Annotated in this window: 10 protein-coding genes and 1 pseudogene; 2 read left to right on the top strand and 9 right to left on the bottom strand. The window is 34.9% G+C overall.

Annotated features, from left to right (window positions below; genetic code table 11):
• Positions 1-4: 4 nt before the first annotated feature.
• A complete protein-coding gene (locus IPM51_10770; GenBank protein ID MBK9284780.1) occupies positions 5-1351 on the bottom strand; it encodes a hypothetical protein in 1347 nt (448 codons plus the stop codon).
• Positions 1352-1360: 9 nt separating this feature from the next.
• Positions 1361-1885 (bottom strand): hypothetical protein, encoded by a 525-nt coding sequence (locus IPM51_10765; protein ID MBK9284779.1) that lies wholly within the window; start codon positions 1883-1885, stop codon positions 1361-1363.
• Positions 1886-2077: 192 nt separating this feature from the next.
• Here IPM51_10765 and IPM51_10760 point away from each other — a divergent pair, with 192 nt between their 5' ends.
• A complete protein-coding gene (locus IPM51_10760) occupies positions 2078-8302 on the top strand; it encodes a hypothetical protein (GenBank protein ID MBK9284778.1) in 6225 nt (2074 codons plus the stop codon).
• Here IPM51_10760 and IPM51_10755 read toward each other — a convergent pair.
• The 7 genes from IPM51_10755 to IPM51_10725 all read right to left on the bottom strand — a co-directional run bounded on the left by IPM51_10755 (position 8286) and on the right by IPM51_10725 (position 13212).
• Positions 8286-8948 carry a DUF1801 domain-containing protein gene (locus IPM51_10755; protein ID MBK9284777.1) on the bottom strand — a complete coding sequence of 221 codons (663 nt, stop codon included), beginning with the start codon at positions 8946-8948 and terminating at the stop codon, positions 8286-8288. The genes IPM51_10760 and IPM51_10755 overlap by 17 nt on opposite strands.
• Positions 8949-9082: 134 nt before the next feature.
• Positions 9083-9355 (bottom strand): heavy-metal-associated domain-containing protein, encoded by a 273-nt coding sequence (locus tag IPM51_10750; GenBank protein ID MBK9284776.1) that lies wholly within the window; start codon positions 9353-9355, stop codon positions 9083-9085.
• Between the two features lie 153 nt (positions 9356-9508).
• Positions 9509-11092, bottom strand: a complete 1584-nt coding sequence (locus IPM51_10745; GenBank protein ID MBK9284775.1) for a sulfatase-like hydrolase/transferase — start codon at positions 11090-11092, stop codon at positions 9509-9511.
• 154 nt (positions 11093-11246) lie between these two features.
• Positions 11247-11627 (bottom strand): hypothetical protein, encoded by a 381-nt coding sequence (locus IPM51_10740; protein MBK9284774.1) that lies wholly within the window; start codon positions 11625-11627, stop codon positions 11247-11249.
• Positions 11628-11649: 22 nt separating this feature from the next.
• Complete coding sequence (locus IPM51_10735) at positions 11650-11853, bottom strand: hypothetical protein (GenBank protein ID MBK9284773.1); 204 nt, start codon at positions 11851-11853, stop codon at positions 11650-11652.
• Between the two features lie 220 nt (positions 11854-12073).
• Complete coding sequence (locus IPM51_10730; GenBank protein ID MBK9284772.1) at positions 12074-12496, bottom strand: hypothetical protein; 423 nt, start codon at positions 12494-12496, stop codon at positions 12074-12076.
• 119 nt (positions 12497-12615) lie between these two features.
• Positions 12616-13212, bottom strand: coding sequence for a hypothetical protein (locus IPM51_10725; GenBank protein MBK9284771.1), 597 nt, complete (start codon positions 13210-13212; stop codon positions 12616-12618).
• A gap of 616 nt (positions 13213-13828) precedes the next feature.
• On the opposite strand from IPM51_10725, the pseudogene IPM51_10720 reads away from it, so the two are divergent.
• Positions 13829-15193 (top strand): annotated as a pseudogene (locus IPM51_10720) (IS3 family transposase).
• The last annotated feature ends 44 nt before the right edge of the window (positions 15194-15237 follow it).

The following is a 15237-nucleotide window of genomic DNA, read 5'->3' as shown; positions in this document are numbered from 1 at the left end:
CCTTTTACTTAACCGGAGTGGCGTTTTTACCGTTTTCAATACTTTTGGCTAATCTTATCGGTAAAACTCGTTTAATTATTCCTTCTGTATTTTCGGGTTTACTCAATTCTGTTTTTAAAGTGCCTTCATTTTTATTTAAATATTTGTTTACTCCAATCAATGTTTTTTTCCCTTCGTTTACTTCAATTAATTGCTGATTGGCGTCGTTTTCAATCAAATCCTGAACGGTATTATTTTTTATTCCCTTTAAAAATCCGCCTTCCTTTTCAATTTGTTGAAATAATTTCCAGGCAGCTTCTGCCATTTGCTTGGTATAAGCATCTAAGTAATATGAACCTGATGCCGCATCGGAAACTACACCCAGGTAACTTTCTTCTTTCAGAATTAATAATTGATTTCGAGCAATGCGATTCGAAAACTCTTCAGTTAGTTCAGTATTTGTAAAGTAGGGATGAACCGATATACTGTCACTTCCTCCTAGTATGGCACTCATGGCTTCCGTGGTTGTTCGTAGTAAGTTTGTATTGGCATCCATTGTACTTTTATTGATCCGTGCCGTTTGTGCGTGCATGTGTAATGGAATTTCAATTTTATATTGCTCCAGCAAAAATGAAACCAACAAACGAAAAGCTCTGAGCTTGGCAATCTCACCAAAAAAATCACCGTCAATTGAAAATTGCACATGAATTTTTTGATAATTCTTTAATATTTTATCGTCAATATTATTCAGGTATTCATTCAGGTGAGCCAAGGCAAGTGCCAGCTCCGTAATTCGATTTGCACCACCTTCTTTGTAAATAGATGCCTGGACAGAAATGTGTTTTAATTGCTTGGTTATTTTCAAATCAGCTTCCTCATTTTTGTGCCACTCACCAAATTGAAGGGCCAAGCGCAGCGGGTCAATATTGATGTAACAGGTTGTTCGGCTGTTGAATTGATTTTTGTACAAATATTTTTTTTGCAATTCATCTAACACATATAAACTATCGTTTGAAATATTAAACTGCGTGTAAATATTTTCAAGTTCAATATTTTTTAATAAAGTGTTTAAATCCGTTTTTTTATGAATTTCAAAAATTAGTCCGCTAACTCCTCCGCTAAGAGCATTTAAAGCTTGTTTGTTAGCGGCTTTCTCATCCCGAACAATAATGGTTTCACAAGTTTCCCAGCCCTGTTCACTTCTTGTGTTTATTGGAGAATAAGCTGAATGCTCTGCGGTATAAAAGGGATGTATTTTAATTCCGTTTTGATTTTTAATCAAATCGTTAAGGCTGCTTAACTTCAGGTCTTTTAAAATTTTATTTTCCCAATCTTGCGCAGTACTTGATTTAAATTCCTCAAATAGTTTCATGTTCAAGTTCTAAAAGTTCTGGTTGACTTCTTTCTTTAAATATTCTAATGCTATTTCACTGGGCATTTTCTTTTCAAGGCCTGAGGTGATATTTAAAATCATCATGGCTAATTCATTACTGCCGGCATCGTGTGCTACTTTAGTGGAGGAAATATTAATTAATTTGATTACTTCTTCCTTGGCGGTTTTCACTAACTCCCAACAATTATGTGATACGTAAATTTGTTGCGATAAATTATGTTCGTATTCAGTTTTAATGGCTTTTACCAATTCCTGATGTAACTGATGCGAATTCATTCCATGTTTGTTAACACGTACAACTATTGAATTAGGGTGAATACGCTCCAGAAAAATCACAAGCCTTTCATAAGCCTGAATTTTTAATGGGGTAATCGTACTTTGCCCGCTTTTTTTAAGTTCGTGCTCCCTTCTTTTTTCATCGTTGCTTAAAAATTTTTGCACCAAAAGATAAGCTGCAGCAAATACTGCGCCTGCAGGAAGTATGATTTTCAGTATTTCAATTAATCCATCCATATCTAATTACGATTGCTATAAATTTATCTAATTTTAAATGAAATTACTATTTCTAAGTTTAATTTATTCTGTTCAAATTTAATGTACAGGAACGCTCTTTATTATAATAACTAATTAAGATTCAGTTACATATATTTCAGGTTAAATTATGGAATGTATTGAAAGTGAGCATCTCAATTAAAAACGATTCATATGAACATTAAAAAATTCTTTACAGGTGTGCTTTTATTTGCCTTTTCAGCAATTATAGCCGTTGGTTTCATTAAAAAAATTAATCATAAGAATGATTTTATTCTACTTGGCAAAGGAAGTACTTATGAAGTTTTATGGAAAAGAGTAGATAGTTGTGAGCGCAAGGGATTAACTGAGTCGGCCCTGAAAGTGATTGAGGTAATTTATACCAAGGCGAAAGAAAGCAACAATGCCCCTCAATTTATAAAAGCTGTGCTAAACAAAATGAAGTTTGAGGCCAGAAAAGAAGAATTTTCTCTAGAAAAATCAATCAACAATTTACGTATTGAATGCGATGCTGCTAAATACCCTATAAAACCTGTTTTACATAGTGTGTTGGCAGATGCGTACTGGCAATATTTTAATAATAACCGTTGGCGTTTTTATCAAAGATCAGCAGCTGTAAATTTTAAAAATGATGATATCACAACCTGGGATTTAAAAAATATTGTGGATGCTACCATTAAAAACTATAAAATATCATTAGAAAATACGGATTCATTGCAACGGACTAAAATTGATTATTATGACGAAATTTTACACAAAGGCACAGTGGAAACCAGGAAATGGAGACCTACCTTGTACGATTTTTTAGCGCATAGGGCTTTGAGTTTTTTTACCGGAACAGAACCGGATGTGAGCCGACCCGCAGTTCGCTTTCAGGTAAATGATGATGTGTATTTAAGGCCATACAGTCAATTTTTAGAAACCAAGCTTAGCAATCCTTCGGATAGTTTAGAAATAAAATATTATGCCCTTCAGTTGTATCAGGATTTAATTCGTTTTCATTTAAATGATGCAGACAAAGATGCCTTGTTGGAAGCAGAGCTACTTCGTTTACATTATGTAAAAAATCATTCGGCTAATTTGCAAAAAGATACCTTGTATTTACAGACTTTAAAAGTACTCGAAAAAGATTTTGCAAGCACTTCACGTGTTACCGAAGTTTATCATAAAGAAGCCCAATGGTATGTTGAAAAATCTAATGGGTACAAACCCTTAGAAGGGAATGCTTATAAATGGCATAAAAAAACGGCTATTGAAATTTGTGAAAAGGCTTTTCCATTATTTCCTAATTCCTACGGTGCCGCAGAGTGCAAAAATTTAATCACTTCTTTAAAATCTAAATTCATAAATCTTACTGCCGAACAAGTGAATGAGCCGGGGAAAAAGGCCAGGGCTTTGGTGCAATCACAAAATGTAAATAAACTTTATTTTAAAGTAGTCAAAACCTCTCATCTGGATTTAAGAAGAATAAACAGAAAAGAATGGGGTGAAAAATTATTTAATGCCTTAAATAGTTTGCCTGTTGTAAATACATTTACCCGTGAAATAATAAATGATGACGATTATCAAAAACACAATCAGGAAATTATTTTGCCCGAATTGCCTTACGGATATTATGTAGTACTGGCTTCTGTTCACCCGGATTTTAAATTCAACAATAATTTAACTGCTTATTGCAATTATATTGTTTCGGATATTGCCACTATTGAACGTACGCGTGAAGATGGATCTTACGAATTTTATGCCATGCACCGTCAAACCGGAGAGCCTTTAAAAAATATTGGTGTACAGCTTTGGCATGAAAAATACAGTTATGTAACCCGTGATTACGAAATCAAAAAAGGAGAATTTTTACACACGGATGATAAGGGATATTTTCAGGTTAAAAGTGTAAAGGATGAGGATCGTTACTTTTTTGTGGAAATGATTAATGGAAAAGATAGTTATTTCAATAACAACAATTATTACTCCTACAAAACCTACCAAAATGATTATACCCACATTCGCTCTTTTATTTTTACCGATAGAGCAATTTATCGTCCCGGACAAACCGTTTATTTTAAATCCATAGTGCTGGAAGGAAAAACTAAAGAAGATTATAAAATAAAGGCTAATTATCCGGTTACAGTTACGTTTTACGATGTAAATCATCAGAAAGTTAGCTCATTGGATTTAACTACTAACGAATACGGTACAGTGAATGGATCTTTTACTGCTCCGCAAGGTGTGCTTAACGGGCAGATGAGTGTTCACGATGGTTATGGTTCCGTTTATTTTTCGGTTGAGGATTATAAGCGGCCAAAATTTGAAACAAAAATAAATCCGGTTGTTGGCTCCTATCGAATTAATGATTCGATTGTTGTAGGTGGTATCGCAAAAGCTTACGCCGGAAATGTAATTGACGGTGCAAAAGTAAATTATCGGGTAATCCGAAAAGTAAATTATCCCTATTGGTACTGGTGGTATAGATCGTACTATCGCACGGCAAATACCGAAATTTGTAATGGTACAACTATTACTAATGATACAGGAGGATATGTAATACGCTTTAAAGCTTTGCCGGATGAATCCGTTTCCAAAATAAGTCAGGCTACTTATAGGTATGAAGTGTTGGCAGATGTTGTAGATATTAATGGTGAAACCCACAGTACTGCGGGTTCTGTTCAAGTGGGTTATCAAAGTTTAGCACTTAGTATTGGAATTGAAGAATTGATGGATAAAAATGAAATAAAACCTTTAACTATTACTACAAATAATTTAAACGGAATTCATGAACCCACAAAAGGGAAGTACCGTATCTATAAACTCAATCAGCCCGAAAAAATATTCCGATCGCGCTTGTGGCAGCAGCCCGATAGACACAGCTTAAGCAAAACGGAATATTATACTACTTTTCCAAATGATTTATATGCTGATGAATTGAATAAATACAAGTGGGAAAAAGGAGAGAAAATTCTCGAAAAAGAATTTGATACCGAAAAATCAACTAAATATGAATTTAGTAAAGAATTAAAAAATCAAAAGAACGGAGTTTACATTATTGAGTCGGAATGTAACGATAAGTTTGGTGAAAAAGTTACGGCTTTTGCATATTTTACGCTATTTGTTCCCGGTAGTTCAGATTTACCTGTTGTTAGTCCGGATTGGTTCTATTCCAAAACGCATAGTGCAGAGCCCGGTGAAAAAGTGAATTATATTCAAGCTTCTTCTTATCCCGGTTTAAATTATTTATTTGAGTTGGAATCAAAAGATAATGTATTGTTTAGTAAAATACAAAGTGCTTCCATGAAAACGCAGGAGATTGAAATTGATGAATCATATCGTGGTAACGTAGCCTATCATATTTCCTTCGTTAAACAAAATCGTTTTTATTCGCATACGAACGTAATTACAGTGCCGTATACTAACAAAATGCTGGATATAGAATTTTCAACCTTCCGAAATAAATTATTACCGGGCCAGGAAGAAGAGTGGAAGATTAATATAAAAGATAAAAAAGGAGATAAAGCTATTGCCGAATTAATGGCTTGCATGTATGATGCGTCTTTAGATGCTTTCCGTTCCAATTACTGGTCGTTTGATATTTATAAAACTTTTTATGGACGGTTACATTGGGGAAGTGGAATTGCTTCTGTGGTAAACTCGCAAGAATTTAATAATATTCATAATTCCCATGTAAGTTATCCGTATAGAAGTTACGATGCGCTCAATTATTATGGCTTATATTTTTACAGCAACCGATACGGTAGAGGTGGTTATGATTACGATTACGATGATGGCTATTATTCACCTTCCAGCGGAGAATTAGCGGCAGATGAAGTAGTGTCTAAAAGTGAAGACTCTCCTCGTAAATCGAAGGAGTATTCAAAAAAATCAAAAGCCGATGCCAATTTTGCGCCGGAAGAAGAAATAGCCGACAATAAAAATATGGCGCAAACCGTTGCTGGTGCAGCTTTGAAAGAGGGCGATAAGTTGGAAGAACAAAATGAAAAAGGAGGAAAAGAATCGGGTGGAGAAATGTCAAATATAAAGGCTCGTAGTAATTTTAATGAAACGGCATTCTTTTACCCGGTATTAGAAACCAATGAGCTAGGTGAAACGGTTATTAAATTTAAAGTGCCTGAAAGTTTAACTAAATGGAAGGTAATTGGCTTAGCGCATACTAAAGATTTAAAGTTTGGCCAGTTTCAAAAAGAAGTGATTACCCAAAAAGAATTAATGGTTCAACCCAATGCGCCTCGCTTTTTCAGAGAGGGGGATAAAATGACCTTCATGAGTAAAATTTCCAACTTGTCTGACAAAGATATGGAAGGAAGCGCCGAACTTCAATTGTTTGATGCTTTAACGGAAAAAGAAATTTCAACAAAAATGATTGAAGCAGTTTCCGGTCCGTTTCCTACTATTGGTTCCCGAAATTTTTCTGCTAAAAAAGGTTTAAGTACTAATTTGGAGTGGAATATAGAAATTCCATTCGGACTCTCGGCTATTAAATATCGTATCGTTGCTAAAGGAGGAAATTTTTCAGATGGAGAAGAAATGGTTATTCCGGTACTTACTAACCGTATGCTTGTTACCGAAAGCATGCCTTTACCTATACGCAGCAAACAATCCAAAGAATTTAATTTTGAAAAATTCATCAGTCAAAATAATAATTCTACAACCTTAAAAAATCACAAGTATACGCTGGAGTTTACAGCTAATCCGGCCTGGTATGCGATTCAAGCCATGCCGTATATTATGGAGTATCCGTATGAATGTGCCGAACAAACTTTTGCAAGATATTATGCCAATAGTTTAGCAACTTATGTGGTAAATTCTAAACCCAAAATTAAAGCGGTTTTTGAAGCCTGGAAAATGAATAGTCAGGAAGCTTTTCTTTCTAACCTGGAGAAGAATCAAGAATTGAAAGCGGTGGTATTAGAAGAAACACCTTGGGTGTTACAAGCTAAAAATGAATCGGAGAATAAAAAAAGAGTGGGATTATTATTTGATTTAAATCGCATGTCGAATGAATTGGCCAGAGCTTTCCGAAAACTTCAAAAAGCACAAACTTCTAATGGCGGATTTTGGTGGTTTGAGGGCGGACCGGATGATTGGTATATCACGCAACACATTGCGAGTGGATTTGGTCATTTAGATAAATTAGGCGTATTAAAAGTAAGAGAAGATCAGGCGGTTTGGAGCATGATTACTAAAGCGGTTCGTTATTGTGATGATCGTATGCGTGAAGAGTTGGAATGGGTGAAAAAATACGATAAAAATTATTTAACCAAAAATCATTTGAGTTATAACGCTGTTCAATACCAATACATGCGTAGTTTCTTTAAAGATATTAAATTGAATAAATGGAATCAGGAGCAATTTGATTATTACAAAAAACAGGAGCAAACCTACTGGAATGATATGGGCAGATACGCGCAAGGCATGATTGCTTTGAGTTTACACCGTAACGCCGATCTAAAAACACCAAAAGATATTTTAAAATCATTGAAAGAAAATTCCTTAAACAGTGAAGAAATGGGCATGTACTGGAAAGAGAATTATGGATACTACTGGTATCAAGCACCTATAGAACAACAAGCTATGATGATTGAAGCTTTTGATGAAGTAATTAATGATCAAAAATCAGTAGATGATTTAAAAACTTGGTTGATTAAAAGTAAACAAACTCAACATTGGGGTACTACACGTTCAACAACCGAGGCCGTTTACGCTTTGTTATTAAAAGGAACAGATTGGTTAAGTACAGAGCCGAATGTAGAAATTACGGTGGGCAATATAAAGTTAGATCCTAAAAATGATCCGGAAATTAAAGTGGAACCCGGAACAGGCTATTTCAAAAAAATATGGAGTGAGGGAGATATTAAACCTGAAATGGGTAAAATAAAAGTTCAGAAAAAAGATGAAGGGGTGAGTTGGGGAGCAGTTTACTGGCAGTATTTTGAACAGTTGGATAAAATAACACCGCATGAAACACCATTAAAACTGAAAAAACAATTATTCCTGCAAAAAAACACAGCAAGTGGTCCGGTTATTACGCCAATAACATCGGATACCAAGTTAAACTTAGGTGATAAAATTAAAGTGAGAATTGAATTGCGCGTGGATAGAGATATGGATTATGTGCACATGAAAGATATGAGAGCTTCCGGTTTTGAACCCACAAATGTATTTAGCGGATATCGCTGGCAGGATGGATTAGGTTATTATGAAAGTACTCGTGATGCTGCCACTCATTTCTTCTTCTCGAAGTTGTATAAGGGTACTTTTGTTTTTGAGTATCCTTTGGTCGTAAATCAACTGGGTAATTTCAGTAATGGAATCACACAAATTCAATGTATGTATGCACCTGAATTTACCAGCCACAGCGAAGGAATACGGGTTAACGTGAGGAAGTAGAAAATTTATTTTTAAGCTGTTGATGCGATCCATCGCAAGCAGGATATTTTTTGGATAAACCACAAACGCAATCTAAAAGACCTTTACCCTTTAAAATGCGTTCGGTATATTTTTCAATTCTGCTTTCAATGGTTTTGGTTTGTTTTGCTGAGGAGAAAAATAAAATATAGGCCTTTTGTCGGCCCGGTGTAAGTGATTCAAATGCTTTTTTAAATTTCGCGGATGCTTTTAGTTTTTTACTTAACTCAATCGGTATTTTAAAATCTTCCGTTTTTTTATAACTGATTTTAGCTCCTGATTTTTCAATTTCGATGGCTTGAAATATAAAAGATTTAATAGTATCTTTTATTTTAATAATTTCTTTGGGCTTGGTGAATTTAATAACTCTGGTAGCCTGCACGTTATCGGTTTGCTGTTCCAAAATGCCTTCTTCATCTTTAATTAGTGCTCCTTTAAAAAAGGCAAGCATGCAGTAATTTTTAAATCCTCCTAAAATGACCATGTTTTTTCCGCCATAGGTATAACAAGGTTGTTTCCATTTTAGCTCTTCTTCTAAACCACAACTCAAAATAATTTCGCGTAGAATTTCAAATTCTTTTTTCCAATTTTTTTGCTCGCTTATAAATAAATCTACAGCATTTTTCATAGGTCAAGTAAACAGAATTTAAATAAAATAATACCGTAGTAAATGTAAGGAAAAGAATTAATTGACGAATGAAGAAAAATGAATATTGATGGTTTGTTTATGTACTTCTATACAAACCGGAAAAATTGTAAACTTTATTTATTAATTCTGCCAATCATACAGCTGGCATAACTTTTAAGTTGAAGTAATAATCCATTTTCTTCCGTAGCTTCCGGATAGCCTAATTTGTGAAGCATTTTTGTAAAATCTTCGCGAGTTGATTCTTCAGAATGCGTAATCGTAACGGCATCTTCCTCGTGATTTACGCTAACGCTTTCTACACCTTTAAGTTCGCCAAGTTTATTCTTAATGGTGGCTTCGCATCCACCGCACTTTAGGTTGGCTATTAATATTTTTTCTGTTTTCATAATTACAAGTGTTTAAATTAAAGTTAACGAAAAACAGCGGTTTACAATATGACTTTTGTTAGTTTTTGAAATTACTTGTGTTTGATTAACATTAATCTGCATTTAATTTCATTTTATTAACAGACCGAAAAAAAAATAGGTGAATATTCAAAATTAATTTTTAATCATTTTAAGGTTCTGTTTTCCTTTTAAAGTTTCAATCAAAAGAAAATAAACTCCTTCAGATAGAAATGAAAAGTTTTCTTGTTCAATATTTTCGCCTTCCCAAATTAACTCACCTAAAATATTTTTTAACTGAATGCGTATTGCATACATTTGATTTTCAATAAAAATTTTATGAGTGAATGGATTGGGGTATATATGGAATCCCAATGGCTGAGTTCTTTCCGGTACTGAAATGGGTTGACAAGTACCCGATCCGATTAAGGCATTTAAACTATCACATAAAAAATGATAGTTATAAATATCTGTAGCTGTCATGGTTCCCAACAGTAAATTATTATTTTCTTGTGTATCCAAGGTTTGGTTGTATAATTCTTCCGTTCCATTATTAAAACGCAACAAATGATAGTCTTGATTACGGATTGTTTTTCCATCTGTTGGCACAGTTGGCGCAGTAAATTTTTCTGAAAAAATCCAGGTTCTGTTGTTGCTTCCTTGATTTTTTATGATGGGTAAAAAACTTCTGCTGTCCACTATTGTGTTAGTAGGAATTGCATTTATCCAATTCATAAAGCCGCACAATTCAGCAATGCTGGCAAATAAATCGGGGGTGTTTACCAATTCGTTTGAAGTTCGGTTTGGATTTACCACAGCCGGACCCGCAACCATAAATGGAACCCTAACTCCGTAATCGTAAATGGTTCCTTTTACATTTAGTGTATTGGTGATTTGAGCAACTTTGCCATCGTTACCATTATCACCCATAAAAATAATATTGGTGCTATCCATTTTATTGTTGGCTGTTAGGTATTGAAATAATCTTCCTATTTCTGTATCCATCGCTTCTAATGCAGCTTTAAAGTAAAGTTTAGGATTCGCAGTGATGTGTTGTGGGGTTCCGGTTAAGCCAACGGTATTACATAAGTTGGCCGGTGGTATGTGGTAGGGTGTATGAGGGGCATTAAAGGCAATCCATAAAAAAAACGGTTTTACCGTGTTTACCGTATCTAACCAGGCAATGGCATCATCTATAGTTTGTGTGGTTGCATAAGTGGTAAGTGTGTCCTGAATTCCATTTTTAACCCGGATCCAATTGTAATAATTACTTAGTGCTCCATTAAAATTTCCGGAATATAAATCATACCCCATGTTATTCGGAAATGGTCTTTTGTTTAGTTGGTTATTGTGCAAATGCCATTTTCCCACGCAAGCCGTGTTATACTTTTTGGGTGCATGCCATTTTAGGAGTTTGGCAATGCTCATTTCGGCAGTATCCAATTGTGGTGATGTGCCCGCTGTGATAACTTGTCCTACACCCGTACGAAAGGAGTATCGACCTGAAAATATTCCGGCACGGGTAGGGGAGCATACGGGCGAGGCCCATACTTTGGAGAATCGAACTGAGCGCTGAGCTAAACCTGTAATGTTTGGAACATTTGCCGTATCGGTAGTGTTGCTAAAAGCTCCAAAATAATCGGGACTTACATCATCGGCAATAATTAAGATAGTATTCTGTTGAGAAAAAATAAAATGAGATAGGATTTGGAATGTTAGATAATATATAAATGATTTCATGGAAATAATTTCTTAATTAAATGTAAAGAAATAATTTCATTTACAGTTAGATTTGGCGAACTCAATTTGATTTAAATAATTTCGTTTAAATGGAGAGGCCTGTTTGAATGGCGTTTAAGAAATCTGAGAAATTAATGCAATAAAGTTTAGTGAATTATTCCACTACCGCAATATCAACATCAATATGTTTTCCTTTGTCCTTACGTGTAATTTTTACCGGAGCACCGCCATATACCGGCATAGAAATGGCGCTATCATAACCAACTCCATAAAAGTAATAATCTCCTTTTTGTAAATTTTCGAAGTGCGCATGTCCATCTTTATCGCAAAGTTCTGAGGCATCATATTTTGAAACATCAGAACCCGGAAAATCTTTGGCCCCATATTTTACATAAACCATTGCGGAGGGAATACGTTTGGCATGGTGAGCTACCAATGTGGCAACGGTAGTTGAGCCACCTGTGCCTTCTTTTTTACAAGCTGTAATAACAATGGCCATCAATAAAATTAATTTAAGAATTGAATTGGATTTCATATTGAAAAGTTATTTAATTAAATTATAATGAACAAGACGAGTATAGTGTTGGTGCAGCTTTTTGAAGGTCTTCGCAAGCCTTTGAAGCATCCTTCTTCTTTGCTTTTACCGTGAAGTGCTCGTCGCCTCCACCAATTTTTTCACAATGGCAGGTGTATTCTTTTTCGCAAGATGTGAAGCTGGCGATTAGAAATAAAATTAAAGAGATTTTCAAGGTTATTTTCATAGTAATGATTTAATAAAGTAAAAATAGATCATTTTAATGATATCGCGAAGGACGACAGTGTTAAATTTAAAATTATTTAATGCGACAATTATATTAAAATTGAAATAAACAAGGCCACGCGCTTACAACACATTTAGGCGCAAACCCGCAAAAAGTGGTCGCTTGCTTGGTGTTATGCGCTTTTAATGCCACAATGTTTAGTATTTTAATGTCTGCAAATTTATTTTAGTACGGTAATTCGAATGTCATTTAGTCGAATAGTCTCTTTGGAGTCATTGAAAGCTACAACATTGAAAATGGTCAATGTCACCAAGTTCGTATTATTGTTGCGCTTTAATTCGGAAACAATTTTTTTTGTCAATGTAGATTTTTTACCGAAAAATATTTTAGGTTCTCCGCCATTTGTCACAGCAGCATCATAACACCGAATTTTAATATTGTCTGTGCCATTTTGAATAGTCAATTTATTGTCCGAGATTATTTGTTCTAAAGTAACAAGTCCTGTGTCTGTTTTTGCAATAGTCAGTCGTGGCTTTGTCGATTCTTTTACTACTTTAAATGAAGTTGTCTGTCCGAAGGTTAAATTAGTCAGAAGAAAGCTGAAAATTAGGATTAGTTGTCTATATACGTGTCGTTTTTGCATTAATTGCGCATAACGTTTTGCAGCCTTGTGCCGTGCCGGTCTAACGTGGTGTTATAAAGATACAAATGTCCGCCGAAATGCTAAAATAAAAAGTAACCCGGCATGGCACAAGACTGCTGTTAGTGGCTGGCTTTTAAGTCAAGCAAATTTACATAGTCCGGCGTGTCGAAGATAAATTCCCATTCTTTACCACCTGGACAAAAGTTTATTATTAATGGAAATGATTTGATTTTAGTCGCGTCGACCATTAGTCTATGATGAAGGGAGTTGTCCTTTGATCTCTTTGAAGTAAATATTGCAATGCCTTTTGGTTTGTCTATAATATTAATAGTTAAATTGTATTCGTCCCAATAGTAGTTTTTCTCGGAATTAATATAAGTTAACTCGTCAACCATTTTCAGTGAATTGAATTCTGCAGCATACATACCCATAGCGTCTGTTTGACAGATATACTCGTCGGTTATTAAAACTTTATAGTCATTAATGCCGTCACATGGATAGTATGCGTAATACTGTCCTTTATAGAGTTGAAGAGGAAGCCATTTTTTTGGTAATAAAGGCAATTTGTTCGCTTTAGGAGTTTTTTTAACAGTGTCCTTGAGTGATTTTACAGTTTCAGCAAAATATGCTTTGTCATAACTGAAGTCTGTGAGATAACTGTATTTTTTTGAATTTTTGTTCGGGTCTACAAAGACCTTGTTTAGGACGGTGTCCATGTCGCCGCGTTTTAAAACGATTGTGTCCTGAAGTTTTTTTTGCGAAAAGCTGTCAACAACCGAAGTCAACGAAATAAATATGAATATTGTCCTGATTGTCGTCGTCATAAAGCTTGCCACTAACGTTTGGCAAGCAAGAGTAGGCGGGCTTTCGAAGCACCATCTTTCCCAACCGACCAAAGGTTATTTGAAGATACTTACTTTATTAGTGAGCCGCAAATTAAATTTCCCGAAGGGGCCGCTGTTTTGCGCGCGAACGATGACCCGAGTCTGCCCGCTTACTTTTGCTTGCTGGTTAGTGGTTGTTGCTGGCACAAAGGTACGTTTAGCTTTTGTTAGTGAGTCTCGTAATAAATTAATGTCATTGGAACAACGTTCATTTTTTTGTCGACTTGATGTCGGGTAGTTGCCGAATCCAATATCCTCTCACATTAAAACAAAATAAATAAATATCAATGGAAGAACATTCAGTACCAACAAAATAAATGATTGTCTACGAATATTTTTGTCTGGATTGTCCCTGTGTCGGCATAATTGTAAATCGTCAGCATAAAGTGGACTAAATTTAACTAAAACTAAGAGAGTGTTTCCAGAAAAACAATAAATTTATAATACTATGGAAACAAAGAAAAAACAAACAGCGGAGAACTTTATAAAAGAGATACGTCGTAAATCAAAAAGAATATTTAGTTCAGAACAAAAAATAAATATTGTAATGGAAGCTATACGAGCTGAGATGCCAGTAGCTGAATTATGCAGGAAGTATTCCATTAACCCATCTCAATTCTATAAATGGAACAAAGAGTTTTTAGAAGCGGGAAAGAAGAGATTATCAGGGATACAACCAGGGAAGCAACCAGTGATGAAGTAGCGGAGCTCAGAAAAGAAAATCAAAAGCTAAAGGAAACCGTAGCTGATTTAGTATTGCGCTATGATATCGTAAAAAAAAGCTTGAACATATTGGAGAATCTGTAAAATTCAAAAAGTATATGAGATTTACAGCTTCCGAAAAACAAGAGATAATCAAAATTGTTGTCCGTTCCGAAATCGGCGTTAATAAAACGCTTCGCTAAATCGGTTTAAACAAAAGCACGTTTTACAATTGGTACAAATCCTATTCCGACAATGGTATTGATGGTTTAGAGCCTTGTAAGCGCACTTCTAACAGGCAGTGGAACACAATACCCCGGGAACAAAAAAACTTAGTTGTAGAGCTTGCTTTAGAGTGTCCTGAATTATCGTCAAGAGAGCTCGCGCACAAATTAACCGATGAACAACAAATTTTTATTTCTGAATCGAGTGTTTACCGGATTTTAAAAGCAAGAGGACTGATAACAACACCCGAGCATATTTTTTAGCAGCTAAAGATGAGTTTACAAACAAAACAGGATTCGTTCATCAAATGTGGCAAACTGATTTTACTTACTTTAAAATAATTGGATGGGGTTGGTATTACTTGAGTACCGTTTTAGATGATTACAGCCGTTATATTGTACACTGGGAGCTTTGTGCAGGAATGAAAGTGCAGGACGTAAAAAGAACCGTTGACAGAGCAATTATAAAAGCAAGAATTGTAACTAAACAACGGCCCAGATTATTATCCGACAATGGTTCATGTTACATTGCAGGCGAACTCAAAACATATTTGAAAGACAATCATGGAATGGATCAGGTACACGGCAGACCCATGCATCCGCAAACGCAAGGCAAGATTGAACGTTATCACCGAACAATGAAAAACGTTGTGAAGCTTGATAATTATTATTCACCGGAAGAATTAATTGCGGCCATTGAAAAGTTCGTGGAAAATTACAACAATGCTCGTTATCATGAGTCTTTAAAAAATCTAACGCCTGCTGATGTTTATTTTGGACGAGGAGAACTAATTTTAAAAGAAAGAGAAAAAATCAAACAAAATTCATTAAAAAAAAAGAGGAGGAATATGAAAAATGAGAAAAATTATGAAACATCAAAAAACTAACTTAACTTTAAATTAAACTTAAAACACTCTCTTGTGAAAAGTTC

The sequence above is a fragment of the Sphingobacteriaceae bacterium genome (genome assembly GCA_016715905.1).
Lineage (GTDB): Bacteria > Bacteroidota > Bacteroidia > B-17B0 > Aurantibacillaceae > Aurantibacillus.
The sequence above is the reverse complement of the archived record's forward strand: the minus strand, read 5'-3'. Positions and strand labels throughout refer to the sequence as shown.

Coding starts and splice junctions, on each gene's coding strand:
- IPM51_10765 (MBK9284779.1), bottom strand. CDS start 1,885: ATGGATGGATTAATTGAAATACTGAAAATCATACTTCCTGCAGGCGCA.
- IPM51_10755 (MBK9284777.1), bottom strand. CDS start 8,948: ATGAAAAATGCTGTAGATTTATTTATAAGCGAGCAAAAAAATTGGAAA.
- IPM51_10740 (MBK9284774.1), bottom strand. CDS start 11,627: ATGAAATCCAATTCAATTCTTAAATTAATTTTATTGATGGCCATTGTT.
- IPM51_10760 (MBK9284778.1), top strand. CDS start 2,078: ATGAACATTAAAAAATTCTTTACAGGTGTGCTTTTATTTGCCTTTTCA.
- IPM51_10770 (MBK9284780.1), bottom strand. CDS start 1,351: ATGAAACTATTTGAGGAATTTAAATCAAGTACTGCGCAAGATTGGGAA.
- IPM51_10750 (MBK9284776.1), bottom strand. CDS start 9,355: ATGAAAACAGAAAAAATATTAATAGCCAACCTAAAGTGCGGTGGATGC.
- IPM51_10730 (MBK9284772.1), bottom strand. CDS start 12,496: ATGCAAAAACGACACGTATATAGACAACTAATCCTAATTTTCAGCTTT.
- IPM51_10725 (MBK9284771.1), bottom strand. CDS start 13,212: ATGGACACCGTCCTAAACAAGGTCTTTGTAGACCCGAACAAAAATTCA.
- IPM51_10735 (MBK9284773.1), bottom strand. CDS start 11,853: ATGAAAATAACCTTGAAAATCTCTTTAATTTTATTTCTAATCGCCAGC.
- IPM51_10745 (MBK9284775.1), bottom strand. CDS start 11,092: ATGAAATCATTTATATATTATCTAACATTCCAAATCCTATCTCATTTT.